At 70.8% G+C, this 26316-nt stretch carries 21 protein-coding genes, 2 tRNA genes and 1 pseudogene; 7 read left to right on the top strand and 17 right to left on the bottom strand.

Annotated features, from left to right (window positions below):
* Positions 1 to 8 precede the first annotated feature (8 nt).
* The 5 genes from ACN28F_RS14255 to ACN28F_RS14235 all read right to left on the bottom strand — a co-directional run bounded on the left by ACN28F_RS14255 (position 9) and on the right by ACN28F_RS14235 (position 5713).
* On the bottom strand, positions 9 to 1904 hold the full coding sequence (locus ACN28F_RS14255; RefSeq protein ID WP_421358160.1) for a TOMM precursor leader peptide-binding protein: 1896 nt from the start codon (positions 1902 to 1904) through the stop codon (positions 9 to 11).
* Complete coding sequence (locus ACN28F_RS14250; protein WP_421358155.1) at positions 1897 to 2931, bottom strand: YcaO-like family protein; 1035 nt, start codon at positions 2929 to 2931, stop codon at positions 1897 to 1899. The genes ACN28F_RS14255 and ACN28F_RS14250 overlap by 8 nt, the downstream gene beginning before the upstream one ends.
* Positions 2932 to 3202: 271 nt before the next feature.
* Complete coding sequence (locus ACN28F_RS14245) at positions 3203 to 4129, bottom strand: IS3 family transposase (protein ID WP_289207450.1); 927 nt, start codon at positions 4127 to 4129, stop codon at positions 3203 to 3205.
* Positions 4126 to 4437, bottom strand: coding sequence for a transposase (locus ACN28F_RS14240; protein ID WP_289207449.1), 312 nt, complete (start codon positions 4435 to 4437; stop codon positions 4126 to 4128). Before ACN28F_RS14240 ends, ACN28F_RS14245 begins: the two co-directional genes overlap by 4 nt.
* 289 nt (positions 4438 to 4726) lie before the next feature.
* The gene (locus ACN28F_RS14235; RefSeq protein WP_421358152.1) at positions 4727 to 5713 is read right to left on the bottom strand and encodes a hypothetical protein; all 987 of its coding nucleotides are present in this window, start codon (positions 5711 to 5713) and stop codon (positions 4727 to 4729) included.
* Positions 5714 to 6139: 426 nt separating this feature from the next.
* Here ACN28F_RS14235 and ACN28F_RS14230 point away from each other — a divergent pair, with 426 nt between their 5' ends.
* Positions 6140 to 7537, top strand: a complete 1398-nt coding sequence (locus tag ACN28F_RS14230) for a tyrosine-type recombinase/integrase (RefSeq protein ID WP_421358150.1) — start codon at positions 6140 to 6142, stop codon at positions 7535 to 7537.
* A gap of 118 nt (positions 7538 to 7655) precedes the next feature.
* Here ACN28F_RS14230 and ACN28F_RS14225 read toward each other — a convergent pair.
* The 3 genes from ACN28F_RS14225 to ACN28F_RS14215 all read right to left on the bottom strand — a co-directional run bounded on the left by ACN28F_RS14225 (position 7656) and on the right by ACN28F_RS14215 (position 9284).
* Positions 7656 to 7728, bottom strand: a tRNA-Arg gene (locus ACN28F_RS14225).
* 36 nt (positions 7729 to 7764) lie between these two features.
* Positions 7765 to 7855: transfer RNA gene (locus ACN28F_RS14220), tRNA-Ser, on the bottom strand.
* 118 nt (positions 7856 to 7973) lie between these two features.
* Positions 7974 to 9284 (bottom strand): multidrug effflux MFS transporter, encoded by a 1311-nt coding sequence (locus ACN28F_RS14215; protein ID WP_289208414.1) that lies wholly within the window; start codon positions 9282 to 9284, stop codon positions 7974 to 7976.
* A gap of 107 nt (positions 9285 to 9391) precedes the next feature.
* Here ACN28F_RS14215 and ACN28F_RS14210 point away from each other — a divergent pair, with 107 nt between their 5' ends.
* On the top strand, positions 9392 to 9586 hold the full coding sequence (locus ACN28F_RS14210; RefSeq protein WP_421358148.1) for a hypothetical protein: 195 nt from the start codon (positions 9392 to 9394) through the stop codon (positions 9584 to 9586).
* 188 nt (positions 9587 to 9774) lie between these two features.
* Positions 9775 to 10446, top strand: a complete 672-nt coding sequence (locus ACN28F_RS14205) for a S1 family peptidase (protein ID WP_289208413.1) — start codon at positions 9775 to 9777, stop codon at positions 10444 to 10446.
* A gap of 99 nt (positions 10447 to 10545) precedes the next feature.
* Here ACN28F_RS14205 and ACN28F_RS14200 read toward each other — a convergent pair.
* Positions 10546 to 11229: pseudogene (locus ACN28F_RS14200) on the bottom strand (adenylate/guanylate cyclase domain-containing protein); the annotation flags it as partial.
* A 307-nt stretch (positions 11230 to 11536) separates the two neighbouring features.
* Here ACN28F_RS14200 and ACN28F_RS14195 point away from each other — a divergent pair.
* Together ACN28F_RS14195 and ACN28F_RS14190 are read left to right on the top strand one after the other, a co-directional pair.
* Positions 11537 to 14596 (top strand): helix-turn-helix transcriptional regulator, encoded by a 3060-nt coding sequence (locus ACN28F_RS14195; protein ID WP_421361399.1) that lies wholly within the window; start codon positions 11537 to 11539, stop codon positions 14594 to 14596.
* A 220-nt stretch (positions 14597 to 14816) separates the two neighbouring features.
* Positions 14817 to 15581: a DUF5995 family protein gene (locus ACN28F_RS14190; RefSeq protein WP_289208411.1), complete on the top strand. Its 765-nt coding sequence runs from the start codon at positions 14817 to 14819 to the stop codon at positions 15579 to 15581.
* Positions 15582 to 15667: 86 nt separating this feature from the next.
* On the opposite strand, the gene ACN28F_RS14185 is transcribed toward ACN28F_RS14190, so the two are convergent.
* The gene (locus tag ACN28F_RS14185) at positions 15668 to 16096 is read right to left on the bottom strand and encodes a winged helix-turn-helix transcriptional regulator (RefSeq protein WP_421358145.1); all 429 of its coding nucleotides are present in this window, start codon (positions 16094 to 16096) and stop codon (positions 15668 to 15670) included.
* 132 nt (positions 16097 to 16228) lie between these two features.
* Here ACN28F_RS14185 and ACN28F_RS14180 point away from each other — a divergent pair, with 132 nt between their 5' ends.
* Positions 16229 to 17101 (top strand): SDR family oxidoreductase, encoded by an 873-nt coding sequence (locus ACN28F_RS14180; RefSeq protein WP_421358143.1) that lies wholly within the window; start codon positions 16229 to 16231, stop codon positions 17099 to 17101.
* A 68-nt stretch (positions 17102 to 17169) separates the two neighbouring features.
* On the opposite strand, the gene ACN28F_RS14175 is transcribed toward ACN28F_RS14180, so the two are convergent.
* Genes ACN28F_RS14175 through ACN28F_RS14155 form a run of 5 tightly spaced genes read right to left on the bottom strand, consistent with a single transcriptional unit; the run spans position 17170 to position 22939 of the window.
* Positions 17170 to 18066, bottom strand: a complete 897-nt coding sequence (locus ACN28F_RS14175) for a DNA adenine methylase (protein WP_421358141.1) — start codon at positions 18064 to 18066, stop codon at positions 17170 to 17172.
* The gene (locus tag ACN28F_RS14170; protein ID WP_289208407.1) at positions 18017 to 18499 is read right to left on the bottom strand and encodes an NUDIX domain-containing protein; all 483 of its coding nucleotides are present in this window, start codon (positions 18497 to 18499) and stop codon (positions 18017 to 18019) included. The genes ACN28F_RS14175 and ACN28F_RS14170 overlap by 50 nt, the downstream gene beginning before the upstream one ends.
* Before the next feature lie 15 nt (positions 18500 to 18514).
* Positions 18515 to 19987, bottom strand: coding sequence for an ATP-binding protein (locus tag ACN28F_RS14165; protein WP_421358139.1), 1473 nt, complete (start codon positions 19985 to 19987; stop codon positions 18515 to 18517).
* Positions 19984 to 21642 (bottom strand): FAD-dependent oxidoreductase, encoded by a 1659-nt coding sequence (locus ACN28F_RS14160; protein WP_421358137.1) that lies wholly within the window; start codon positions 21640 to 21642, stop codon positions 19984 to 19986. The genes ACN28F_RS14165 and ACN28F_RS14160 overlap by 4 nt, the downstream gene beginning before the upstream one ends.
* A gap of 7 nt (positions 21643 to 21649) precedes the next feature.
* Positions 21650 to 22939, bottom strand: a complete 1290-nt coding sequence (locus tag ACN28F_RS14155; RefSeq protein ID WP_421358135.1) for a nucleotide disphospho-sugar-binding domain-containing protein — start codon at positions 22937 to 22939, stop codon at positions 21650 to 21652.
* A 94-nt stretch (positions 22940 to 23033) separates the two neighbouring features.
* Between ACN28F_RS14155 and ACN28F_RS14150 the strand changes: the two genes are divergently transcribed.
* On the top strand, positions 23034 to 23984 hold the full coding sequence (locus ACN28F_RS14150) for a methyltransferase domain-containing protein (protein WP_289208403.1): 951 nt from the start codon (positions 23034 to 23036) through the stop codon (positions 23982 to 23984).
* Here ACN28F_RS14150 and ACN28F_RS14145 read toward each other — a convergent pair.
* Positions 23969 to 25138, bottom strand: a complete 1170-nt coding sequence (locus ACN28F_RS14145) for a 4-hydroxybenzoate 3-monooxygenase (RefSeq protein ID WP_289208402.1) — start codon at positions 25136 to 25138, stop codon at positions 23969 to 23971. The genes ACN28F_RS14150 and ACN28F_RS14145 overlap by 16 nt on opposite strands.
* Complete coding sequence (locus tag ACN28F_RS14140) at positions 25135 to 26190, bottom strand: hypothetical protein (protein ID WP_289208401.1); 1056 nt, start codon at positions 26188 to 26190, stop codon at positions 25135 to 25137. Before ACN28F_RS14140 ends, ACN28F_RS14145 begins: the two co-directional genes overlap by 4 nt.
* Positions 26191 to 26316: the final 126 nt, after the last annotated feature.

Raw genomic sequence — 26316 nt, 5'->3', positions numbered from 1 at the left:
CCTGCCGGTCAGGCAAATGGGTGCGGGTACGGATTCAGCTCATCTGGCTTTGTCGGCGCGGTCCGATGTCCCAGCTTCGACGGTACGTCGAACAGCCGCGGTAGGCCCGACGTGCGCCGATTCGCGTGTCCGAAGCTCATCGGCACGGTGCCTGGTACGAGGACCTTGACACACGTCAGGCCGGCCGCCCGGTGTTCGTCCGTGGTCTGGTCGACCACGATGACATCCAGGTGGTGTGCGAGAAATCGTCCAATGGTGTCCAGGACGTCATCGCGAAGGTCCATTCTAGGCGGATGGTCGGATGCCATCTCAGCGGGTTCGATGGTCGGCACCTCGTCGAGGAGGAAGCTGAACCGGACAAAAGCATCGACGTCAGCATACAATAAGGAGTGGTCTGTCATCCTGCTGACATGCGCAGAATCCGCCAGCATCGCCCTCACCCGAGTGCGGTGCTGCGGGAAGGACCGGCGGACGCTCGACAGGACAGGACCGAGTTCACTCACGGCCGCCAGTACTGCCCGCCGAGGGTCGACATGGGCGGCAGCCGAGCAGACCGCCTTGGCGTCGTCTGGCCGGTCGTCCGGGTGTACCGCCATCGCCCAGACCGAGGGGATTCCGTACTCCAGGGTCGTGTCGAACAGCAGGACCTTGTAGCCGGTGTTGGCCCGGATGCGGTTTACCAGTTCGGCCCCCGGTCGATCAGCCGGGTTGGTCAGCCGAATTGCGCGACGTGGGAACCGCGTGTACCAGGTTGTCAGGAAGGCGTCCCGTTCGGCGACTTCAAACAGACCATGGAGGACTGCTTCCTCCATGCAACTGCCGATCGCGCAGCCGTTGGAGATCTCATCGGCGAAGCGGGGTTCGTCTGGGCGGGTCAGCCGGATGCCGTAGTAGGCGTGTCCCTCGGGCACCAGCACTGGCCGTTGACCCGCAAATGACCAGGCCCATACCCATCTGCACCGCACATCAGGATCGAACCGTTGGAACGAGCCGGTTCCGGAGACGTCCGGTAGTCCGAACGATCGCGGGTCCAGCGCGAAGTCGGCCAGCTCGGCGTACGAGGCGTGCACCACCGTGCGTTTGCCACCCGGCTGTAGCCCGCCCCACCGTTCGAGTGCCTCTAGGAGCGCCACGACATCGCTCGTCTGATAGTCGTTGCTGCGTCCCCAGCCGGACTCAACGACGATCCGCTCGTCGGCGGTCCGCAGCCGCATCGACGCCCTTGCGACAGCGAAGCCAGCCTCGTCGCCCCGCTCAATCCGGGCGACTATCCCCGCGTCGGCGTCGACAAAGGTGTCTAGCAGCACGGGGTGCAACTCCGCTGCCGTACGCGTCCGGTATGCCTCTGGGTCCTTGGGCCGCGAAGCAAAGACGATTGTTGCGTCATCCGGCACGTCCACCGGCAGCACACCGCACTGCGAGCAGAGTGGATCGGGCAGAAAGTGATGTCGGGTCACGGTCAGCGTTTCGAGCGCGAGGCGTACGTAGGTGGGTCGCGTCGGCCCGTCTGCGGCTCGGGTGAGTTCCAGTCGGACCAGCGCGGACAGGGCTGAAACCACGAGTGGCGGTAGGTAGGTCGGTGTCCATGTAAGCAGGTCCGGACCGTGCTGCTCCCACAGCGCGGTAAATGCTGCGGATCGGGCACGGGCGCGCCGAGCTCTGCAGCATTCGAGACACCCTGGAACTCCTGGATGGGTCAACGGCCCCAACACGATCTGGTGATGTTCGATCCGGATTGGCAACCACCATCCATCGTGGTCGGCTGGTGGCACCTCCAACCAGGTGTCCGTGGCGCTGACGACGACCGGCCGGCCGTCGATGGCCGCCGTGGCCAACTCGTCGAGCCGGCTGCGCAGTCCCTCGTACAACAGGCCGTGACCGACCACACGTACCGCCTCACCCATGCAGTACCACCCGTACGACGTACGGCAGTGCGTCACTGATCGCAGGATCGTGGTCCAGATCGGCGGCCACCGGAATCAGGCCCTTGGCCTCCAGCGCATGCACCGCTCCGGAGAGCGATACGTCGGCGGACGGACGGATGGGCGCTGCGCCGAGTCGGACTGGGAGGACCACACCACTCGTCGCGGCCGGTATCGCCGTGTCAAGAGCAGACTGCTGTCGCAGCACTGCGGCGCGTACCGCCGCGCGTACCGCACCTACCAGGCTGACGTCGCTCGCGACCGCTGCGAGCGATCCGTCAGCCACGACTCCGACGGTGGGTATGCCGGAGTGCGAGGTGAGGTCGCAGAGGTCAGCCTGGAGCCCAGCGGCGGTCAGTTCGGTGAGCGCGATGCGTATGTCGCTGTTGGCCGTCATCGCGCGTAACGCTAGGGGCGGAACCGGTTCATGTCCGACCGCTGCCGTCGCCAGCTGACACACCCGGCTGAGCAGCCCGGCCAGCACCGCATCGGACCAGCTCTCGCCGCTGCCAACACCGGCGGGTACGGCAGGTGACGGCGTCGGCGTGAGCTCGAAGACCTCGTTGACGCGCAGCGGCACCGGGTTGTCGTCGGACAATCGGCGGCCGGTGACCACTCGGATCCCGGGCGCGCGGGCAGCATCCGGTCCGTCCGTGAGCCGCTCGTCGAAGCAGTGCGCCGCGTACCACTCAAGCGCTTTCCGTGCCACGGTGGCCCGTGCCTCGGAGAGCGTCTCACCTGCGGCGACGAGGCGAATCGGCGTTCCGGTCGGATGGCCGGGGCGGCGTACCTCGGCCTCGCTGACGTGTATCGGCGCCTGCCGGTGGCCGGCCTCGCGGATCTCGCTGATGATGCCGAGTCGAGGATCCACGAGTCGGACGACCCGTTCGCCGAACGGCCGTGCCACCGTGTAGGCAGGGGGTGACGAGGTCGCGGGGGCGTCCGCCGTCGCGCCTGGGGCGGGTGTGAACGGGTGACGGGTGACCTTCGAGTCTGCAGTGACGAGCACCACAGATGGCGTACTTCCGCTTGCCGGCGTCGCCGTGCTCGGGGCGCGCGCGTGGTGTAGCGCCTGTGCGACGACCAAATCACGCATGGCGGAGTCGATCTCGCGCGGTGCCGCAAGGCGGTCGTGGGCCAGGCGCCCCGCGATGGCGGCCCACGGCGTGCCGGGTGTCGGCGGAACGGGGCCGACGCACCCGACGCCGTCGAGCAGGACGGCGTGCAGCAACCTGGCACTGTGCGTAGCGTGAGGTCCCCCCGCTTTCGTGGAGCGGTGGTTACCTGACGCCGGTCGGCGCCGGGATGGTTCCGTTCGAGTCTGGCTGATCGATTCGTGTCGACGCCCAGGCGGTCTCGTACTCGTCCGGGCTGAGGTAGCCGAGGTCACGCTGGATCCGACGAGGGTTGTACCACCCGTCGATGTAGGTGAAGATCGCGTTCTCGGCCTCGTCGCGGGTCCGCCACGACGTCCGGTACACCAACTCGGTCTTCAACGTCGAGAAGAAGTTCTCCATCAGAGCGTTGTCATAACTATCCCCAGTGGAACCCATCGACGGCAGAATCCCGTTGTCCGCCAACCGTTGCCCGAACCGGAACGACGTATAGTTCGACCCCTTGTCGCTGTGGTGGATCAACTCCTGATCCCGCACATCCCGCGACCAGATCCCGTACTCCAACGCGCCGAGGATCAGGTCGGTGTCGCACCGATCGGAGGTCTTCCACCCCACGATCCGGTTCGAGAACGCGTCCCGGACCGCCGCCAGCCAGAACACACCCTGACCGCACGGGATCCGGGTCGCGTCGGCAACCCACAACCGGTTCGGCGCCGACGCGGTGAAGTCCCGGTTGACCAGGTCCGGTGCCGGAGTGTGCCGCGGGTCCTGCTTCGTGGACCCGCCCCGCCAGCCACGTCGCAGGAACGCCCCCTGCCAACCCTGGCCGGCCATCAGCCGCTCCACCCGCTTACGGCCGACCCGGACACCGTCCCGCGCCAACCGCCGATGCACCCGGTCCGCGCCATAGGTGTGCCCCGACGCGACCCAGATCTCGTGGATGTTGGACAACAACGCCCGGTCGACCTCAGCCCGATCACACGGCCGGACCGTCTTGTCGCGCCAGCCGTAGTACGTCGACGCGGTGATGTTCAGGACCCGTAGCAGGAGCGCGACCGCGTAACGGCCACGATGTTCGTCAACGAACCTCATGACCGACGCCGGGTCGGGTCGAGCTCCTGGGCGAAATACACCGACGCGGCCTTCAAGATCTCGTTCGCCCTGCGCAACTCGGTGTTCTCCCGCCGCAACCGCCGGTTCTCCTCAACCATGTCCGTCGTCGGCCGATCACCGCGCTGACCCTGGTCGGCCTCGTCCTGACGGATCCAGTTGCGCAGCGCCTCGTGATGCACGCCGAGCTGGTCAGCCAGCCGACGGATCACCGGCTTCGGATCCGACTCCCGATACAACCGGACAGCACGAGCACGCAGCTCATCGGGGTACTTCTTCGGTGCTGGCACGAATGCCTCCTCCCATGGCCATCAGACCACGATCAGAAGCTCCGTGAAACCGGGGGGACCTCAGCCGTGCAGCGGGCTCGAAGGCCTCTGACGGCCAGGCAGTGGATGACGAATCGTGGTGTCGCGTCCACCGGGGAGTCAAGGATCGAGCGGCGATTCGGGTAGCTGCAGTGATCCGGTCACGGAGCCGGGGCTGTTGCCGATCCCGGGGGACAGTGCGGGGTGCGTCAGGGGCCCGGGCAGATTCGGGTGCAGGGCGGGCTGGGCTGGTGTCCTACACCCGGATCTGCTACCCGGTTTGGGTGGTCGTCAGGGTCGGACGCGGGTGTTGAGCTGCCGTGCGGATCGCGGGCAGGTGGTTGGTCAGGGTCCGGGCGTATGCGGCCAGGATCTCCGTTGACCGTTCGACGTGGTCCCACAGTGCCTCTTCCTCCGTGGTCACCTCCGGGTCGTCGAGGAGGCCGTCGGCGTCCTCCGGCTCGGCGACCCGGACCGCTGCGGCGAGTGCGTCGTCGACGGCCCTGGCCGCTTCCCGGATGGCCTCGACAACGGTCGGCGGCACACCGGCGGTAGTGAACGCTGCGGCGAGTCTGTCCGCAGGCGGCAGGGCCGGCATCTGGTAGGCGATCCACGTGTCACCCCACATGCGCGGCAGGTGGGCACCCAGCGAGGATTCATCAGCCGCGATCAGCTCTCCCGACGGGGAGCGTTGCGCCATCGGTCCCGCCCAGGCGGCGAACTCGCCCGCATCCATGGAGATGTCGGTGGCTTCCGGATTCATGGGCGGGACGGTGAACAGCGCGACGAGCTCGGCCAACGCCCTGTCCTCGTCGGACCATCCCGGCAGCTGGTGAAGCTCCTCCTCAGTGAGATAGGCGCTGGGATCGGCACCGGCAGCGCGCACAGGGCTGACCGGTTGACCCGCCGCGGTGGACAACGCGGCATGGGTTGCCAGGTCCGCCCACCACGCGACGACTTCCCGACTCGACTGTCGTAGGAGGCGGGCGCGGTGGACGGCGTGGTCCAAGCGCACTGAGGACAGCGCGCGGCGTGGGTTCGGGTAGCTTCGATAGCCGGCCGGCGTCCTGGTCTGGGTGAGCCAGCGCTCGTTGTCGTCGTTGCGTTCATCGACTTCACGCTGGGCCACGGCCGATTCCTCGATGAGACGGTCGGCCACCGCGGCAAGGTCCGCTAGGACGGCGTCGACGGCCTCGGCGGCCATCTCGGAAGGCACCGGCGACGCCGCATGGTCAGGAAGGTCGCTGGTCTGCCTCACTGGCGCTCTCCTTCGGCAGGTGATGGGGCGAGGCGGTCGCGTCCGCCGCGAGTCGCCGTTGATGGAGGCTATGCACCGCCCCACACCGCATCCACTACGACACGCCAACAGGCCATCGCCTGCGGTGACCGCGTCCCCGGCGCGCGATACACGCGATCCCGACGTGTGGGAGTCCCGGGGTGCGCCGTCAGGAACACCACAACCGGGATTGGGGATTGGCGATCATCGAATGACGGCGTGGTTCACCAACCAATCGACTTATAACTCTCCGTGTTCTCGTTTGTCTCCCTGGCCCCAGCGGCCTCTCGGGGTGACTCCTGTCGGGAACAGGCGTTGCCACGGCGGCGTTGGCCATCCGAGTACCCACATTCCCGCAGGTCCAGCGGGTGCCAGATAGGCGGGAATCTTTCATCGGATCGGGGAGCCGTGAAATCCAGAGGCCGCATCTTCAAGCGTTGCGCATGCTCCGACTACGTGACAGGAGGTAACCGAGGCGGTCATTGTTCCCGGCTGAACGATCGCGGTCACGGCAGTTGGTATTTCCACTGCTCCACCACCAACATTCTCGGCCGTCCGCAACGGGTTCGCCGGGGCGGGTTCCCGTCGCAGGCCGCGGCCCGTCGCGCCCGTGACGAACTGCTGGCGATGTCATCGGAGCGCCGTACCGCGCAGAGCTGGACGGTGGCGCGGTGGCTGGAGCACTGGCTCCAGACCCGGACACGGCTGCGCCCGACCACCAAGCTCCTCTACACCCGCGACATCGAACGGTTCCTCATCCCGCACGTCGGACGGACGCTCCTGTCCGACCTGACCTCAAGCCAGCTCAACGCGGCGTTCCGTGCCATCGCGCGGCAACGCAACAAGCACGACCGACCCCACTCGGCATCGACACTGAGGCACATCCGTGCCACGCTCCGAGCCGCCCTCAACGCGGCGATCCGGGAGGGCCTGCTCACCGACAACCCCGCACGTCGCGTCGAACTGCCCCACCCGGGCCAGACCCGAGCGCACATCTGGACCGACGAAAACGTCGCGGCCTGGCAGGAAACCGGCAACCGGCCGGCGGTCTCGGTCTGGACGGCACCCCAACTCGCCGCGTTCCTCGACTTCACCGTCAACGATCCGCTCCACGCCCTCTGGCGCCTGATCGGCCTGCGCGGGCTTCGCAGGGGCGAGGTCGCCGGCCTGCGTTGGTCCGACACCAACCTCGACGCCAACGAGCTGACCATCCACCAGCAGCGAACGTCCGCCGGACACCACGTCTACGAGGGGCCACCCAAGAGCGCGTCGGGACAGCGGGTCGTCGCCCTCGACGAGGCCACCGCCACCGCCCTGGCCCACCACCGCCAGCAACAACAGCAACAGGCCGCCCGACGGATCGAAGCCCGGCAGACCTACCGCGACACCGGATACGTCTTCACCCGACCCGACGGCCAGCCCTACCACCCCGGCTACTTCACCCAACGGTTCCCAACTCTGGTCCAGAAATCCACCCTGCCACCCATCCGGCTACACGACCTGCGGCACGGCGCCGCGTCGCTCGCCCACAACTCCGGCGCGGACCTCAAAACCATCCAAGCCCAGCTCGGCCACTCGCGGATCGACACCACCGCAGACGTGTACACCAGCGTGCTACCAGCAGCCCAACATCAGGCCGCCGCGGCCACCGCTGAACTCGTCCGCAATGCAGCCCGGGAACGCCGCGCCGCCATCGGGCGCGCCGCCCGCAAGGCCGCCAAGACAGCGAAAAAACCAGAAGGCCCAGCGGGGCCGGACCAGCCTGAGGACCGCCGAACCCCAGGTCAAGGCCATGATGATCACTGAGCAACTACAAAGAGTGATGACGCAGGCGTGACACAGGTGTGGCAACGAACGTCCACACTCCATCAACAGCAACGGGGTCTGATCTGCGTTTCCGCAGGTCAGACCCCTGATGATCTTGCGCGCCCGAAGGGACTCGAACCCCTAACCTTCTGATCCGTAGTCAGATGCTCTATCCGTTGAGCTACGGGCGCAGGCTGCCCGGCAAGCATACACACCCTGCCGAAGCGCGGAGACTCCGGGATTCGAACCCGGGAGGGGCGGTAAGACCCCAACCGCATTAGCAGTGCGGCGCCATAGACCAGACTAGGCGAAGTCTCCTCGGCGGCCGCTGCAGACCACCGCCGACCGAGGATACAGGGCGGGGCGCTGCCGGGGCAAAGCACCCTGCCCCGGGTCGTATCGCCCGAGGGATCCCGGGATGCGACTCAGGGATCGGTCAGTGCGCCGCCAGCGGGATCGACCCCTTCCGGTCCGGGACCGGCAACCTGCCCGGCCGTACGACGACCACCAGCACGACGACCGCAGCCAGCATGCCGCCGGCGATCACCGTCGCCATCGCGCTGCTGCCCGTGCCGAGCATGCCCACGGCCGGTGCGGCGAGTGCGCCGACCCCGAACTGTACGGCGCCGAGCAGCGCGGAGGCGGTGCCGGCGGCTTCGCCGTGGCCCGCGAGGGCCAGGGCCGGTGCGTTCGGCAGGGCGAAGCCGGTGGCGGCGAGCACGGCCCAGAGCGGGATCAGCACCCCGGCGAGTCCGCCGAAATTGGTGACGGCGAAGCCGAGGAGCACGATGCCGCACGTCAGGGCGGCGATCAGGGAGGTCAGCAGGATCTGCTGCGGGGAGTAGCGGCGCAGGAGTCGGACGTTCAGCTGGGTTGCGGTGATCATGCCGATCGCGCCGGCCCCGAAGGCGATGCCGAACTGCTGCTCGTCCAGCCCGTACTGGTCCTGCAGCACGAACGACGAGCCGGCGACGTACGCGAAAAGTGCCGCCATGGCGAAGCCGGCGACCAGCACGAGGCCGACGAAGACCCGGTCGCGCAGCAGGCTGCCGTACACGCGCAGGGTGTCCAGCACCCGCGCTGGGCGACGGTGGTGCGGCGGGAGCGTCTCCGGCAGGCCGAACATGGTCACCGCGAACAGCGCGACCCCCAGTACGGCGAGCGCGGCGAACACCCCGCGCCACTGGGTCCAGTTCAGCAGGGCGCTGCCGAGCGTGGGCGCGAGCACCGGCGCCACCCCCATCACCAGCAGCAGCCGGGACAACACCCGGGCGAACGCGATGCCGGTGAACAGGTCACGGACGACCGCCATCGCGATCACCGACGCTGCTGCGGCGCCGAAGCCCTGCACCACCCGGAGGCCGCCGAGCACCGCGATGTTGGGCGCTACGACGCAGAGTACCGACGCGAGTACGTGTAGTGCGGTTCCGGCGAGCAGCGGTCGCCGCCGGCCCCACACGTCGGAGAGCGGGCCAATGATGAGCTGCCCGACGGCGAGTCCGGCAAGGGTGCCGGTCAGGGTCAACTGGACCCCGGCGGCGGTCGTCTGGAGGTCGTCACCGATCGCCGGCAGCGCGGGCAGGTACATGTCGATCGTCAGCGGGCCGACCGCGATGAGCGTGCCGAGCACCAGGATCAACCGGACCCGTTGCCACGTGGTGAGCAGCTCACCTGGGGTCGGCCCCGCCGCAGGAGTCGACGCGGTGGCGGGAGCCGGCGCGTCCGGGCGTTGGGCGAGCGCTGTCATGGTGCCTCTTCCGCGAGGGGCGCGTCGTCGCGCGCGTGCCGGTGCGGGCCGACCGGCCCGGGTACGTACGGGTGCTGCGGGACTGCCGCGCAGCACCCGGTGTCAAGGTGGCCGACCTGCCCGGCATTCCCGATGCGGCCAACGGTGTGACGGGTCACAACGCGGTGCGTACCGCTGGCTGGCGGAGTGCGGGCCCTGCCGGGCCGCACGGCTGCCGCAACGCGATCATAGGCGACAATACATATTGCCGACGTCATATCATCTACGTGCGCCAGGTGATTGTCGCACGCTATCAGAAATAATTGTCACTGATGCTTGTTCGTGAAACCTGTTGCCCCTAGCCTCTGGCCTCACCAGCGTGCGATCGGCGCGCTGGCGTGGCACCTGCCCGGTGCCGCACACCACGGGCGTTCCTGCGGCGTGACCCGCAGCAGGACGCCTCGGCCCGGCCGACCCGGAAACGGGTTCACCCCTCGGTAAGGAGCCAGACTTGCGTATCCGACTCACCTTGGCGATCGCCGCGACAGCTCTCGTCGGCGTATTCGTCGCGCCGTCCGCAGCGGCTGCGGCGCCAGAGCCGATCATTGGCGGCAGTACCGTTTCCTCGGCGCCCTGGGCGGCGGCCGTTTTCCAGAACGGCTCGTTTGCCTGCTCGGGCTCGATCATCGCGCCGCGCTGGGTGCTGACCGCGCGGCACTGCATCGGCGGCACGATGTCCGTACGGGTGGGCAGTGTCTACCGTTCCTCCGGCGGCACGACCCGCTCGGTCAGTGCCACGTACAGCCGCTACGACCTCGGCCTGCTCTACCTGAGCTCGTCGGTCTCCACCACCTACGTCACGCTGGCTTCGAGCAACCCGCCGGTCGGATCGACGAACACGATCTTCGGCTGGGGTCGGACCTGCAGCACCTGCGACGCGTCGCCGCAGCTCAAGACCGCGTCGGTCCGGACCACCACGAACGGCGCCAGTGACGCGTACGGCGGCCCGGCGATCCGCAGCACCGGGGTCAACGGCGTCGCCTGGCGGGGCGATTCCGGCGGTCCGCAGTTCTACAACGGACAGCAGGTCGGCGTCTGCTCGACGGGCAACGGTTCGACCTACCAGAACTACGGATCGGTTGCCGCCAGCCGAAGCTGGATCGCCTCGGTGGCCGGTGTCTGAGTAGCTGTCGGCGCGGGCGGGGCGACCCGTCCGGCCCGGGTGCGGGGTGCCGGTCGGCACCCCGCACAGCGGTTGCCACACCTCGACGGGCTCGTCCCGGCCGGCTATCGACATCGGGGCCAGCCGTCGGAAGGTCATCCGGGCCCGGATCAGGCGGTAGGTGCCGCCGGCAACGGCCACCGTGCCGGGTGCGGTGTGTGCCTGGAGCCGGGCCGCGATGTTGATCACGTCACCAGTGAGGAAACCGACGCCGCCGTCGACCGCCTCGGCCGGGTCGACGACGGCGGTGCCGGTGGCCACACCGACCCGCAGCGTCGGCCGTACGCCGTGCGGGAACTCGGTACGCCGTACCGCCTCGGCCAGTTCGGTGGCGGCCCGGACCGCCCGGAGGGCAGCTTCGCCGGCAGCGCCGGTCGGGTCTGCCTCATCGGCGGGGCCGTCCGCACCGCCAGGGTCGCCGACACCGGGCTCGCTCCCGGTGCCGAAGACGGCCATCACCGCGTCGCCGATGTACTTCTCCACGATGCCGGCGTGGCGGTGGATCACCGACCGCACCGCATGGAAGTAGCGGAGCTGTATCTGACGGACGTCCTCAGGGTCGAGCCGGGCGGACAGCCTGGTGAAGCCGACCATGTCGACGAAGAGGACAGTGACGGTGCGTCGCTGGGTACACACGGTTGGTCCGATCCACCCGGTCGGCGGTACACGTCGCCGACCGCAGTCGGCACAGTAGCGGTGGGTGGACCGGTCCGAAGCAGTGCAGCTCGGGCAGTTCGGGCCCATGGCGGTGGGCCGCTGGTGTTCGCCGGAGGGACAGCGGTGGGCATCGGCGACGACCCGCACGGTGGCGAGTCCGGCGCGACGGCTGGGGTTGCGACGGAGCGTCCTCATGATCGCCTCCTGCGCGGTGATGGTGCTTCGGTCCGCTCCGAGGTGGACGTGATCCGGTCCGTGCGGACCGACGTATGGAACGGATGGCTGAAACGGTCCCAGCACGGCGCAGCCCTAGGATCTGTAGAACGACGTATGTCAGATACTCCCACCCTTTATGTCGGTGATCGGATTGACACAGTCACGCGAAGCCAGCTCGCTGGCCTGGGGCGCCGACGATGTTCCCTTCGTCGGGCGCCGGGATCAGCTGCGGGTGCTGCACGAGTCGTTACGTAGGGTCGAGCGGGGGGACACGGCCGCAGTCTTCGTCATGGGCGAGAGCGGCATCGGCAAGACGCGGCTGCTCAGTGCGGCCAGCGACCGGTTGCGGACCGCCGGTGCACTGGTCCTTACCGGCGCATGTCTGGACATTGGGGATTCATCGCCATTGCATCCGCTGCGCCAGGCGTTGCGACGTTACCGTCCGGAGCCGGGCCACTCCGGTGCCGTCGCCAGCGCCGCCGCCCGCGACCTGCTCGCGGTGCTCGACGGTGACGCCCGCGACCCCGACGGGGCCGGTGCGGTGCTGGAGCGGGTCTCCCGCGGGCTGGGTGGCGTCGCCGCCGGACGCACCCTGGTCCTCGCCGTCGACGATCTGCAGTGGGCCGACCTGACCACCCGGCACCTGCTGCTGTACCTGATCGCCGGGTTGAGCGACGTACGGCTGCTGCTGCTCGCCGCCGCCCGCTCCGAGACGCTGCAGGCCGACGACCCGATCCGTCGGATGGTCCTGGAACTCCGCCGCTCCCGGGCTCGCTCCGGGGCGGTGCACGTGCTGGAGCTGACCCCGCTGGACCGGGCCGAGACCGCCGAACTGGTGGCCGAGGTGGTCGGCGGCCCACCCGACCCCGAGCTCGCCGAGTCGGTGTGGCGGCGCAGCGGCGGTGTGCCGTTCGTGGCCGAGGAGCTGGCCCGCGACGCCCGCGACGGCCGGGTCGGGCTCTCCGAGACGCTGCGGGAGATCACCCTGGCCCACGTGGACGCGCTGCCCGCCGACGCGCAGCTGGTGTCCCACGCCGTCGCAGCCGGTGTGGAGCCGGTCGCGCACGACCTGCTGGCCGGGGTGGTGCAGTTGGCCGAGGACCGGTTGCTGCAGGCGGTACGGGACGCGGTCGGCCAGCGGGTGCTGCTGTCCGAGCCGGACGGCTACCGGTTCCGCTATCCGCTGATCAGGGAGGTGCTGCAACCCCGGCTGCTGCCGGGTGAGCGGACCCGCTGGCACCGCCGGTACGCCGAGACCCTCGCCGCCGTACCCTCCGGTGACCTGCAGCACGCCCGGTTGGCGTACCACTGGCGGGAGGCCGGCGAGACGACGCGGGCGTTGCCGGCGGTGGTCGCCGCGGCCGAGGAGGCCGAGCGGCTGTACGGCTTCGCCGAGGCGTTCGAGCACTGGGCCAGCGCGGTGGACCTGGCCAACCAGGTGCCGCCCGCCTGGCTGATGGAGTTCGACGTGACCACGCTGGGGCGTCGGGCGGCGGAGGCGGCGCACCGCAGCGGGGAGCACGAGCGCGCCCTGGCGTTGCTGGAGCAGTTGGCGACCAACCTGTTCGGTCCGCCGCCGTCCTGGCTGTACACGTTGCGGGCCCGGTACCTCACGGCGGTCGGGCAGCTGGCCGCCGCCGAGCGCGAGTACGACCGGACGCTCGCCGCCGCCGACGTCGCCCCGAGTGAACGGGTCGCCGCCGCCGCGCACTCGGCCGACCTGCTGCTGCAGCTGTGCCGGTACGCCGACGCCGGTCGGCGCGCCCGTGAGGCCCTCGACCTGGCCGCCGGGGTGCCCGACGCCGCCTCGGCGATGGTGCTGGCCGGGGTGACTCTGGGCTACAGCCAGGCGTACCTCAACGACCCGGCGGCCGGCAAGGAGGCGGTCCGCGAGGCCCGGCGTACCGCCGAGTCGTTCGGCGGCCCGGAGGACGTCGCCGTCGCCGACCTGCAGCTGGCCGAGTTGCTCAGCGGCCCGTTGAACGAGCTGGAGGACGGCGTCGCGGTGGCCCGCCAGGGTGCCGAGCGGGCCGAACGGGTGGGGTTGGCCCGTACGTACGGCACCCGGCTGCTGTCGGTCGCGGCGAACGGTCTGTTCCGGCTGGGCCGGTGGGCCGAGGCCGAGGAGCTGATCGCCGCTGCCCTGCGGCACCGCCCGTCCGGCGCGGACGCGGTCGAGCTGCTGCTCGCCCGCTGCCGGATCCATGTCGGCTTCGGGCGGCTCGACGGCGCCGAGGCCGATCTGGAGGCGATCGAGACGCTGCTCGCCGCCGGTGGTGGGGTCCGGTACATGCTGCCGCTGCTGACGCTGCGGGCCGGGCTGGCGATGTGGCGTGGCCGGCACCGGGAGGCCCGGGACGCGGTCGGGCAGGGGATCGACCTGGCGGAGAGCCGATCCGACGACGTCTGGCTGCAGGCGCCGCTGGTCTGGCACGGGCTGCGGGCGGAGGCGGAGGCCCGGTCGGCCGGCGCGCCGCCCTGCCCGAAGGTGGTGCAGCGGCTGGTCGGGGTGGTCGAGCGGATGGAGCGCAGCAGCACCACGGACACCGCTGCTCCGGTACGGGACGCGGTGATCGGCTACCGGGAGCTGTGCGCGGCGGAGATCAGCCGCATCGACGGACGGTCCGATCCGGCGCTGTGGGACCGGGCCGCGCAGGTGTGGGAGCGGCGTAGCCACCCGTACCCGGCGGCGTACGCCCGGCTGCGGCAGGCGGAGGCGCTGTACGCGATCCGTACCCGTAACGCCGAGGCGACCCGGGCGCTGCAGTCGGCGTACCGGACCGCCCGGCGGCTCGGTGCCCGGCCGTTCACCGAGGAGATCCAGGCGTTGGCGAAGCGGGCCCGGATCGCCCTGCACCCCGGGGAGTCCGAGCCGTTGCCCGAGGTGGACAGTCAGGAGCCGGTCACCCTACGGGCCGGGTTGACCAGCCCGCCCAGCGTCGGTGACCGGGTGGCCCGCGCGCTGGGCAACGAGCGTTCCGGCCGGTCGTCGGTGACCGAGCGGACCAGCCGGACCCTGTCGCCGCGTACGGCGGACGAGTTGGCGGTGCTGACCGACCGGGAACGGCAGGTGCTGGAGCTGGTGGCGGAGGGGCGGACCAACCGGGCCACCGCCGAGGCGCTGTTCATCAGTGAACGCACGGTGGGCGTACACGTGTCGAACATTCTGAACAAGCTGCAGGTCAAGACGCGGGTCGAGGCAACCCGGGTGTTCATGCGCAATCAGCCACGTGCCTGAAACCCGACTGTAGACCTGCCAGTCCGGCTGACGGCGGACACCGACCGGCCGGCCGGACCCGGCCGGTCGACGGTGTCTGCCGGGCGACCGCGTCGGTGTCTGCCGGGTTCGGCCAGTGCACACCCGTCGTTGCGCGGATACCTGCGACTTGGCAGGCCCTGCCACTGTAGGGATCGACTGTCTCGAAAGAACAGGGGCCACTGCAGACTGGAGGTGTCCGATGCCGGAACTTCGCTGGGGTCACGTGCACGACCAGATCATGGAGATTCTCTGCCATCGGCCGACCGACGTCGCCGGCGTGGTCGAGGATCTGGCCGCGCTGCAACTTCTGCTGACCGAGGCCACGCCGGACGACCCGGAGAACCCGGTCGCCGACTTCAACCATCTCTACTGGGTCATCACCCGGACCATTCAGGAGCGACTCGAGGCGGGCGCGTTCGCCGACCCGGAGTTCCTCACCCTGCTGGACATCGAGTTCGCCGAGCGCTACTTCGAGGCGTTGCGCTGCTGGGGCAACCGGGCCGACACCCCGGCGGCCTGGCAGGTCCTGTTCCGTCGGCTGCGGGACGAGAGCGTACGGTCGTTGCCGTCGGCGGCCGCCGGGGTGAACGCTCACATCAACTACGACCTGCCGTTCGCGTTGCTGAACACCTGGGCGAAGTTGGGGTCGGGGCCGGAGAACGACGCCCAGCACCGCGACTACCTGTACATCAACGAGATCTTCTTCGACCGGATCCCCGAGCTGCGGCGTAGCTATCTGAGCACCTGGCAGATCTGCATCGACCGGCTGAACGGACGCATCGACGACTGGTACCAGAACCGGTTGGTCGAGTTCACCCGGGACATCGCCTGGCGTGACGCCGCGCGGATGTGGACGCTGCGCGACGATGCGGCGGCGATGGAGAGCGAGCGGATCCGGCTGGACCGGCACACCGCGTTCCTGGGTTGGGCGTTGTTGTCCCCGGTCGGCAGCCTGCTGCAGTAACCGGTCGGCAGCCTGTTGCGGTAGCGGGTCGGCAGCCTGTTGCGGTGACCGGCCGCCGGGCTGAGAACGGCCGCCGGCTGAGACCCTCAGCTGGCGGCGTCGAACCGGGCGCGGGCCGCGAGTACGGTCGGCATCGCGCCTTCCACGAGCTCGATCAGCCCCATCAGAGCGGTCGCGACGGACTGCCCGAGCGGGGTGAGGCTGTACTCGACGCGCGGCGGGATGGTGGCCTGGACGTCACGGTTGACCATCCCGTCGCGCTCCAGCGCCTGCAGGGTCTGGGCCAGCATCTTCTCGCTGATGCCATCGACCCGGCGGCGCAGCGCGTTGAAGCGGTAGTTGCCGTCCAGCAACGCTACGAGCGCCAGGATGCCCCATTTGCCGGAAACGTGCTCCAGGGTCTCCCGGGACGGGCAGGCCCGTGCGAACACGTCGGCGATCAGTTGCGCCATCGGGTCGTCGGCGGTGGCCCCGACGTGGTCGGGGTGCGGCGTGGTCGGGGACCGGGTGGCCATGGACCCAGGTTAACCCCGATCGGGTACGAAGTCAGTGACAGCGCTCACCGATAGGTTGCACTTTCGAAAAGTTAGTGCACTCTTGTGGGTGGCGGCCGCCGGGTCGCCACCCAACAAGACCCAGGAGCAGACATGATCACTGTCACCGGCGCATCCGGCCATCTCGGTCGCCTCGTCGTCACCGACCTGCTGGACCGCGGCGTACCGGCCGGCGAGATCGTCGCCGTCGTCCGCGACCCGGCCAAGGCCGCCGACCTCGCCGCCCGGGGCGTGCAGGTCCGCGTCGGCGACTACGACCGACCGGAGACCCTCGGCCCGGCCCTCGCCGGCACCCGCCGGCTGCTGCTGGTCTCCGGCAGCGAGGTCGGCAAGCGGGTACCGCAGCACCGCAACGTGATCGACGCCGCCACCTCGGCCGGGGTCGAGCTGATCGTCTACACGAGCATCCTGCGCGCCGACACCAGCAGCGTCCCGCTGGCCGCCGAGCACCTCGCCACCGAGGAGCTGGTCCGCGCCAGTGGGCTGCCGTTCGTCCTGCTCCGCAACGGTTGGTACCTGGAGAACTACACCGAAGCGGCACTGCCGCAGGCGCTGGCCACCGGCAGTGTCTTCGGGTCCGCCGGCGACGGCCGGGTGGCCGCGGCGACCCGCGCCGACTTCGCCGCCGCCGCCGCTGCGGTGCTGACCGATCCGGCCGCCGCCGACCCGGCCGGGGTCGTGTACGAACTCGGCGGCGACCACCCGTTCACCCTCGCCGAACTGGCCGCCGAGATCAGCCAGGCCAGCGGACGTCCGGTCGGCTACCAGGACCTGCCTGAGGACGTGTACGCCAAGGCGCTGACCGACGCGGGCGTGCCGGCGGAGTTCGCCGCCGTGCTGGCCGCCTCCGACGTCGGGATCAGCCAGGGCGACCTGACCACCGACAGCGGTGACCTGCGCCGACTCATCGGCCGGCCCACCACCACCCTCGCGTCGGCGGTCCGGGCCGCCGTCGCCGCCGGGTAGGTGGACAGCGGGACCCGCACCCCGCCAGACGGGCGACCGCTGGTCACAGCCGCCGGGCAGGCGGAACGTCAGCCCGGCGGCCCGACCGGCACCGGCAGCTCGTAGTTGGTGATCAGCAGGTCCCAGCTGCGCCGGTTGGCCGCCTGCAGGTTGATGTCCCGGCGGGTGGCCATCCGGGCGATCGAGAAGTCCGGGCCGAACAGGTCCCGGACGAACGGGGTGTCGCTGTTGGTCAGCGTCAACCAGACACCGCGTCCGGCGGCCCGTACCATCGCGTCCCGCAGCCGGACGTGGTCGTGCGGGCCGAACTGCGCCGAGGTGTACCGCTTGAAGTCGGCCCAACCACCGAGCGGCACGTACGGCGGGTCCAGGTACACCCAGTCGCCGGCCTGTGCCGCGTCGAGCTCGTCGACGAAGTCGCCCGTACGCAGCTCGGCCCGGCGCAGCGTGCGGGCGGCGTCGAGCAGCACCCGCCGGTCGTAGTACGGCCGGTCGTAGGCGCCGTACGGCGTGTTGAACTCGCCTCGTCGGTTGACCCGCCACAGCCCCCGGAACGCGGTCTTGTTCAGATAGACGACCCGGACCGCGCGTTCCAGGTCGGAGCAGTCGGCGGGCGACCGGCGGCGCATCGCCGCGAAGTGCTCGGCGGTGTTGGGCTGCTCGTCGAGCAGTCGCATCACCGCCGCCGGGTCGGCGGCCACCACCTGGAAGCAGACGATCAGCTCCGGGTTGGCGTCGCTGAGCACCGCCCGTTCGGGTGCCAGCTCGAAGAAGACCGCGCCGCTACCCAGGAACGGCTCCCGGTAGGTGCCGGTGAACGGCGGCGCGGCGCTGACGATGGTCGCCGCGTACCGCGTCTTGCCGCCCGCCCACTTGAGGAACGACCTGCCCGTCGGCCTACCCGTCCCCGTCGGCCTACCCGTCGGCCCGGTGGAGCGCGCGGAACTGGCGTCGGTCCGGATCATGCGGCGAATCGTACGCGGCGCCGGTGGCACCCCAGGCGTAGTGCGGCGAGGCAAGGAACTCGGCGAGCAGGCTGGCCGAGCCGGGCGACAGCGGGCGGCCGTCGACGATCTGGGCCGGCTGCAGGAACGTCATGGCCGCGCCCTCGCCGAGCACGACGTCGCGCTGGCGGGCCCGGGTGGTGCCGAAGAAGTAGTGCGCCGTCCGGTCGTCGGCCAGCTCCCGGCGGCAGAACAACCGCAGCCCGTGCTCGGGCCGCAGGCCGGTCTCCTCCCACAGCTCCCGCAGCGCGGTCTGCTCGGGCGTCTCGCCGGGCTCGCAGTGCCCGCCGGGCACGCACCAGGTGTGCGGATGGCTGGGTGCCCGGCCGTCGCGCAGTTGCAGCAGGACGGCACCCGCCGGATCGACCAGCAGCACCGCGGCGACGTCGTTCACCCACCCAGTGTGCGGTCAACCAGCGGTCAATGGGAGCAGCACGCGGAAGCTGGTCGCCCCGGGGGCCGAATCCACCCGGATGTCCCCACCGTGTTTCTTGACGACGATCCGGTAGGAGATGTCGAGCCCCAGCCCGGTACCTTCGCCGATCGGTTTGGTGGTGAAGAACGGCTCGAAGATCCGGGGCCGCACCTCCGGCGGGATCCCGGGCCCGGTGTCGGTGATCTCCACCGACAGCTGGTCGCCGGTGGTGCCGGTGCGCACCGTGAGGGTCCCGGCCGGTCCCATCGCCCCCAGCGCGTTGTCGATCAGGTTGGTCCAGACCTGGTTGAGCTCCGCCGGGTAGGCCGGCACCGCCGGCAGCGTCCGGTCGTAGTCGCGGACCACCCGTACCTCGGCCGGGATCTTGCCGGTGAACATGGCGAGGGTGGCGTCGAGCAGTTCGTGCACGTCGACCGTCTGGTGCGGGGCCCGGTCCAGCTGCGAGTACTGCTTGGCGGCACCGACCAGCGACGAGATCCGGCGGACCGCGTCGTCGATCTCACCGAGCAGCAGCTCGGTCTCGACGGTGTACGCCAGCCAGCGCACCGCCGCCGTCAGGTCCGAGGCAAGGACCGCGCCGGCCACCTCGTCGAGGGCGTCGTCGTCGAAGCCGCCGGCGACCAGGGTGGCGGCCAGCTCCCACCCATCGGGTACGCCGTGCGCGTCGAGCCAGTCGGCCAGTGCGTCCTCCGCGTCGGTGACCTGCAACGGGGTGCGTAAGGGGGCCGTCGTGGCCCGGCGCACCGCGGTCTCCTGCAGTTCGACCAGTCTGTGCAGCTGCGCCCCGTCGAGCCGGCCGTCGGCGACCATGGCGAGCTTCTGTCGCATTCCGGCGAGCCGTTCCCGCAGTACGGCGGTCGCCCGCACCGCCGCCGCGGCCGGGTTGTTCAGCTCGTGGGTCAGCCCGGCGGTGAGCGAGCCGAGCGCGACCAGCCGCTCCCGTTCACCGACCACCGTCTGCGTGGTCCGCATCGCGACGAACAGCCCGTCCAGCAGGTGCATCGCCATCGGGAACCACTGCCGGATGACGGCGGCGAACTCCGGCGCGGGCAGCGCCAGCAGGGCGACGTCGGTCAATGCCCGCATCGTGTTGGGGTAGACCTGCTCCATCCGTTCACCGGCGTACGCCTGGGTGGCCCCGGCGTACGCGCCACGCTGGTCGCTGCGGGTCACCTCGACGTCGGCGCCGCGGACCCGACGGGTCAGCGCGATCTCCCCGTCGAGCAGCACGAAGAAGCACTCCGCCGGGTCGCCTTCGGCGTACACGTCGGTGCCGGGCGGCCAGCGGCGGACCCGGCCGAGGCGGCTCACCTCGGCGAGCTGGTCGTCGGTGAGCGACTCGAACAGGAACAGGCCGCGCAGGTCGGCGGGGTCGAGCCGGTCGGTGGCCGACGTCGGGTCGGTGGGGGGTGTCGGGTCGGTGGCCGGCACCTGGTCGGCGTTCACTGCGCCGCCAGGTAGCGGTGCGCCAGGGTGACCACCAGGGCGCCTTCGCCGACGGCGGAGGCGACCCGTTTCACCGACTCGGCCCGTACGTCGCCGGCCGCGAACACGCCGGGGACGCTCGACTCCAGCAGGTACGGGTCCCGGGGCAACGACCAGCCGGGGGGCCTGCGCCCGTCGACGGTCAGATCGGGTCCGGTGACGACGAAGCCACGGCCGTCGCGCACCACCGTCCCGTCGAGCCAGTCGGTGCGCGGCTGTGCGCCGATGAAGACGAACAGCCACGAGGTGTCGACGTCGCGGGTGTCGCCGGTGCGAGTGTCGCGCACCGTGAGCCGTTCCAGATGGTCCTCGCCGGTCGCTGCGACGACCTCCGAGTTCGGATGCACCTGGATGGTGTCGATTCGTTCGATCTGTTCGATCAGGTACCGGGACATCGACTGGGTCAGGTCGGCTCCTCGAATCAGCAGGTGCACCCGGTCGGCGTGCCGGGCGAAGTAGACCGCCGCCTGTCCGGCCGAGTTCGCCCCGCCGACGATGTAGACGTCCTGGCCGACGCAGTGTGGTGCCTCGGTCGCCGCCGAACCGTAGAAGACCCCCCGGCCGGTCAGCTCCGCCAGGCCGGGGGCGTCGAGTTGCCGGTACGCCACCCCGGTGGCGAGCACGACGGTGTGTCCCGCGATGGTGCTGCCGTCGGCGAAGTGCAGCAGCCGGGTCGCGCCGGCGGTGCTCAGGCCGACCACGTCGCGGGTGGTCAGCAGTTCGGTGCCGAACTTCAACGCCTGCCGCCGGGCCCGGTCGGTCAACTGGGCACCGGAGACGCCGTCGGGGAAGCCGAGGTAGTTCTCGATCCGGCTGCTCTGTCCGGCCTGGCCGCCGGTGGCCTGGCGCTCGACGAGGACGGTCCGCAGACCCTCGGACGCGCCGTACACGGCGGCGCCGAGGCCGGCCGGGCCGGCACCGACCACGACCAGGTCGTAGAAGTCCCGGGCGGGTTCGGTGCGCAGACCGACCTGGGCGGCCAGCGCGGCCCGGTCGGGGTTGCGCAGCACCGTGCCGTCCGGGCAGATCACCACCGGGATGTCGGCCGGCCCGGCGTCGGCGGCGGCGAGCAGCCGCTGCGCCTCGGGGTCGTCGGCGAGCAGCCACCGGTACGGCACCAGGTTGCGGGCGAGGAAGTCGCGGACCTCGAACGACGGGGCCGACCAGCGGTGGCCGACGACCCGCAGCTCGTCGGCGGCGGCGACCGGGGTGCGCTGCCACGACTCGAGCAGCGCGTCGCAGACCGGGTAGAGCTTCTCCTCCGGCGGGTGCCAGGGTTTGAGCAGGTAGTGGTCGAGGTCGACGATGTTGATGGCGTCGATGGCGGCGTCGGTGTCGGCGTAGGCGGTCAGCAGCACCCGCCGGGCCTGCGGGTACAGGTCCATCGCGGCTTCGAGGAACTCGATGCCGTTCATCTCCGGCATCCGGTAGTCGGCCAGCAGCAGGGCCACCTGCTCGGCGCGGAGTTTCAACTCCCGCAGGGCGGTGAGCGCCTCGGCGCCCGAGCCGGCCCGTACGACGCGGTAGCGGTCGCCGTACCGGCGGCGGATGTCGCGGGCGACGGCACGGGAGACGTTGGGGTCGTCGTCGACGGTGAGGATCGCCGGGTTGGTCACCTGGCAATCAAAGCACCTGCGCCGAGGTGACGGCGGGTGCCGGTGCGGTGGTGCCGGTCGCGGCGGGTGCCGGTGCGGTGGTGCCGGTCGCGGCGGGTGCCGGCGCGGTGGTGCCGGCGGCGACCGGGTCGGTCAGTTGGGCGGCGGTCACGGCCGGCGGCGGCAGCGCCGCCATCAACCGGGCCGCCCGGTCGACGCCGCTGGTCGCCGGGCCACCGGCGAGCAGCGCGGCGAGCAGGTCGGCGGTGACCGCGTCGGGGTCGGCGCGCAGGCCGAGCCGGTGCCGGACCACCAGCGCGGCGTTGACGAACTGGTCGGCGCCGTGCGGCAGGACGAGCTGCGGTACGCCGCCGCCGAGCGCGGTCATCATGGTCCCGGAGCCACCGTGGTGCACGACGGCGGCGCAGGCGGCGAGGGCGGGGGCCAGCGGCAGCCAGCCGGTGACCCGGACGTTGCCCGGCAGCGGCCCGAGCCCGACCGGGTCGGTGTCGTCGCCCCGGCCGCCGTCTCCTGGCGCGTCACCCTCGGCGACGGTGAGTACGAACTCGGCGTCGACGTCGGCGGCGGCGTCGATGGTGCGGCGCAGCCCGGACAGACCGGCCAGGGCGGGCACCACGGTGCCCAGGGTGATCAGGACGCGGGGTCGGTCGGCTGGCCGGCGCAGCCAGTCGGGCAGCGTCCCGCCGGCGTTGTACGGCACGTACCGCATCGGCCAGCCGTCGCCGTCGCCGATCATCAGCTCGGCCGGCGCGAGGTGCAGGACCACCCGCTCGGGCAGTTCCAGCGGTACGCCGAGTCGGCGGTACGCCGCCGCCAGCCAGGGCAGGAACCGGGTGGCCAGGGTCTGCTCGCGGAGCAGGTTGAATCCGTGCTCGACGGCCGGCACCCGCAGCGCCCGCGCGACCAACGGTCCGACCGGGTGCAGCCGGGAGTGGACGATCAGGTCCGGCCGCCACCAGCGGGCCACCGCCAGGGTGCCGTCGGCCATCAGGTCGGCGATCCGGCCGAAGGTCTCCAGCAGCAGCGGGTCGATCCGGCTGCCGGCGGCGGCGATCCGCAGCCCGCGTCGGCGCATCCGCTCGGTCCATTCGGCCGGGGTGCCGGTGCCGAAGACCCCGGCGACCGGGGCGCCGGGCGCGACGTCCACCGTGGGCAGGCCGGCGTGGGCCGCGCCGGCGAGCCCTTCGGCCGTGGTGGCGACCAGTACGTCGTGGCCGGCGGCGCGCAACGCCCAGGCCAGCGGTACGAGTGGGAAGAGGTGCCCGGCCCCGGGCGGACTGGTGATCAGCACGCGCACCGGCGGACCCCCCGTTGACAATTCGATCGACAATGGATAATTTATCGGCATTGATCCGGTTTTGGCGACCGGTCCGAGGAGCGGAGACCGCGCGATGGCCCGGCCGATGGACGTTCCGTTCACCCCTGAGCTGCACCTACGTCTGCTGCTGAGCATCGACCGTGGGCACAACGTGCAGCGCGCCGTACGGGCCGCGGTCCGGCCCGGCGACCGGGTGCTCGACGCCGGCACCGGCAGCGGCCTGCTCGCGATGATCGCGGCCGACGCCGGTGCCGAGGTGGTCGCCGTCGACCGCCACCACGTCGCGATGGCGCAGCGGATAGCCGCACACAACGGGCTCACCGACCGGATCGCGTTCGTCGAGTCCGACCTCGCCGACCTCGACCCGGCCGACCTCGGTGGCCGGTTCGACGTACTGATCGCCATGATCCACACGAACGACCCGCTGATCGACGAGGAGCGTTCCCGGCTCGTCGTCGACCTGCGTCGGCGGTTCGGCGTACCCGGGTGTCGGGTGGTGCCCGGCGAGGTGCGCTACCAGGCGACCGGCTGCGAGCGGCGGGACTGGGACCTGCCGACCGAGCTGACCGATCTGGCGTCCGCAGGCGAGGCGCTGCGGGGGGCGTACGGCTGGGACTTCCAGCCCTTGCTCGATGCGGTCCGCGGCGGTGTCGCCGTGCCGGCCGCGCGCCCGGCCAAGGCGGTGGCCCCGGTCTGGCGGTCGCCGACCCGCTCCGGGGCCCTGCGGTTCCCGCGCGGCGACGTACGCCTGCTGACCGACGCCGCGGAGTGGGTGACGGTCGACTACCAGGCACCGACCTTCGCCGGCTTCCCCGACCAGGTCCGGCTGACCGCCACCGCCGCCGGTCGGCTCACCGGCGTGATCTGGACCCAGCAGCTGCGCTACGCGGGGACACCGGTGTGGACCAGCGAGTCGTACAGCCCGGTGGCCGTACCGCAGCTGGTCGCCGAGGGCCAGGAGTTGACGTTCACCGCTGGCGCGCCCTGGCGGGCGACGAACATCCTGCGTCACCACCCGACGTAGTCCTCGAGGAACGCGGCCAGGTAGGCCGGTGAGTCCACCAGCCGGGCCAGCCGGGCCGCCTGCACCCGGTGCCGGAACGGCGCGTCGGCGGTGCCGTAGCCAGGGGTGTTGACCAGGTTCATCATCCAGTGCACGAACTCCTGGGCCCGCCAGACGCGGGCCAGTCGGGTCGCCGAGTAGCCGTCGAGCCGACGGTCGTCACCGGCGGTGAACCGGTCGATCAGTCCGAGGGCCAGCTCCTGCGCGTCGGCCAGGGCCAGGTTGAAGCCCTTGCCGCCGACCGGTGGCACGATGTGCGCCGCGTCGCCGGCGAGAAAGAGAGCTCCGTACCGCATCGGCTCGCAGACCAGGCTGCGCATCCGGACCGTGCCGGTGGCGGTGATCGGTCCGGTGTGCAGCGTCCACGGCTCGTCCAGGGCCAGCCGGATCCCGATCTCCTTCCAGATCCGCTCGTCCGGCCAGTCCGCCGCTGTCTCGGTCCGGGCGCACTGCAGGTAGAACCGGCTCACCGTGGGGGTACGCCGTACGTGCACGCAGGCTCCGGACTCGTGCAGGGCGTTGATCACACAGTCGCTCGACGGCGGGGCGTCGGCGAGCACCGACAGCCAGGCGTAGTCGTACTGGTATCCGGTGCTGCGCAGCGCCCCGGCCGGGACGGCGCCCCGGGCGACGCCGTACTCGCCGTCGCAGCCGACGACCACGTCACAGCGCAGCTCACCGCCGTCGGCCAGCTGGATGCGCGGCTGACCGGTCAGGTCGACGATCCCCGCCGCCGCCGTCTCGAACCGCAGGTCGCCACCGTCGCCGAGGTACGCCTCGACCAGGTCACGTACCAGGAACTGCTGCGGGTAGATGTAGTGGCTGCGGCCGGCGGCCAACGGCTCGTAGCGGACCGGGTAGCGCCGGCCGCCCAACCGGAACTCCACGGCGTCCTCGACCGCGCCGGTACGCAGCAGGTTGTCGGCCAGGCTGTGCCGGCGCAGCAGCTGCACCACCCGGTGCTCGACGGTGGCCCCGCGCGCCCGGTGCGAGATGTACTCCCGGTCCCGCCGCTCCAGCACGACGCAGTCCACCCCGGCCCGGCGCAGCAGCACCGCCAGCAACATCCCGGCCGGCCCGGCCCCGATCACGCCGACCTGGGTCCGGTCGGTCACCACTGGGCACCGCCCGCGTCCGGTGCTGCCGGCCGGGAGCCGTCGTCGGGACCGGCCGGCCGGGAGCCGTCGTCGCGGGAGCCGCCGTCGAGGGCGAACAGCCGGGCCCGCATCAACTGGCGTACCACCTGGGTGCCCGGGGCGGCGGCCCGGCCGGCGGAGCGGGCCGCCATCCGCAGGCTGGGCAGCACGTCGCCGCCGAACCGCGCGCAGATCAGCTGGTGGGCCTCGTACGCCGCCACCGTCGCCTCGACGAACTCCTCGAACGCGCTGCCGAGTCGCGCCGGGCCGAGTTTGGCCCGCATCACCCGGACCTCGGCGAACATTGCGGTCAGGTGGGCGTGGTCGCGGGTCTGCAGGCCGCTGAAGCCGGCACGGACGGCCGGCGGCGCCATCGCGGGACGGATCAGCTGCGTGTAGTCCACCGGGGTGAAGTCACAGGTGAAGCGGAAGGCCGCGGCCGAGCTGCGCATGAAGCCAGCGGCGACCGACAGTGCGGCGCGGGCGTCGTCGCTGTCCCCGGCGGCGCTCGCCCGCAGGAAGCAGTTGAGCCCGGTGATCGTGCCCTGGATCAGGACGAAGAAGAGTTGGTGACCGACCAGCCACCGGTCGGCGGCCGCCGACGCGCCCGCCGGTGCGTCGGCGTCGGCACCACCGTCGGCTGCCGATGTCGCTGCGGTGGTGGCTGCCGTCGGGTCGGTCCCGGCGTACTCGAACAGCCTTTTCGCGCCTGTCCAGAGCTGCGGGAAATCGCTCTTCCCGAGTTCCGAAAGATGGTGCCGAGCTGCATCTTCCGAAACCGATTGGCCTGCGCACGCAAGGGCGGTGAGGAAAGTGGGGCCAGGTGAAAGACGGGTGCGGCGGATCTGAAAGTACCGGTCGTGTTCCTGGAAATCGACCTCGGCCGGGTCCGTCCGATCCGGCGTCAGTTCAGGCGGTACGGCGTACGCCTGCGGCCCTGCCGGCGCGTAGTCGGCGATCGCCTGGTGAATTTCGCCCCTGCTTGCGGGCAGTAGTTCCGGATACGGAAGGTCGAGGCTGCCGACAGACACAGGGAATTGCCCTTCTGGCGGATTTCCGGGCATGGGTACGGTGTCGGGTCACTGCACCGACCGACTCGCCGATGTGCCCGAGTCGTCGGATCAACAATGCCGGAAATTCTCGCGCCAGAAGTGAGG

The organism is Solwaraspora sp. WMMA2101, from assembly GCF_049179175.1.
In the GTDB taxonomy this organism is placed as follows: domain Bacteria; phylum Actinomycetota; class Actinomycetes; order Mycobacteriales; family Micromonosporaceae; genus Micromonospora_E.
The sequence above is the reverse complement of the archived record's forward strand: the minus strand, read 5'-3'. Positions and strand labels throughout refer to the sequence as shown.

What these genes read in the sequence shown, in the direction of transcription:
- ACN28F_RS14150 (WP_289208403.1), top strand. Translation starts at nt 23,034, where the DNA reads ATGGCCCGGCCGATGGACGTTCCGTTCACCCCTGAGCTGCACCTACGT.
- ACN28F_RS14245 (WP_289207450.1), bottom strand. Translation starts at nt 4,129, where the DNA reads ATGAGGTTCGTTGACGAACATCGTGGCCGTTACGCGGTCGCGCTCCTG.
- ACN28F_RS14190 (WP_289208411.1), top strand. Translation starts at nt 14,817, where the DNA reads ATGCCGGAACTTCGCTGGGGTCACGTGCACGACCAGATCATGGAGATT.
- ACN28F_RS14180 (WP_421358143.1), top strand. Translation starts at nt 16,229, where the DNA reads ATGATCACTGTCACCGGCGCATCCGGCCATCTCGGTCGCCTCGTCGTC.
- ACN28F_RS14175 (WP_421358141.1), bottom strand. Translation starts at nt 18,066, where the DNA reads ATGATCCGGACCGACGCCAGTTCCGCGCGCTCCACCGGGCCGACGGGT.
- ACN28F_RS14255 (WP_421358160.1), bottom strand. Translation starts at nt 1,904, where the DNA reads ATGGGTGAGGCGGTACGTGTGGTCGGTCACGGCCTGTTGTACGAGGGA.
- ACN28F_RS14215 (WP_289208414.1), bottom strand. Translation starts at nt 9,284, where the DNA reads ATGACAGCGCTCGCCCAACGCCCGGACGCGCCGGCTCCCGCCACCGCG.
- ACN28F_RS14185 (WP_421358145.1), bottom strand. Translation starts at nt 16,096, where the DNA reads ATGGCCACCCGGTCCCCGACCACGCCGCACCCCGACCACGTCGGGGCC.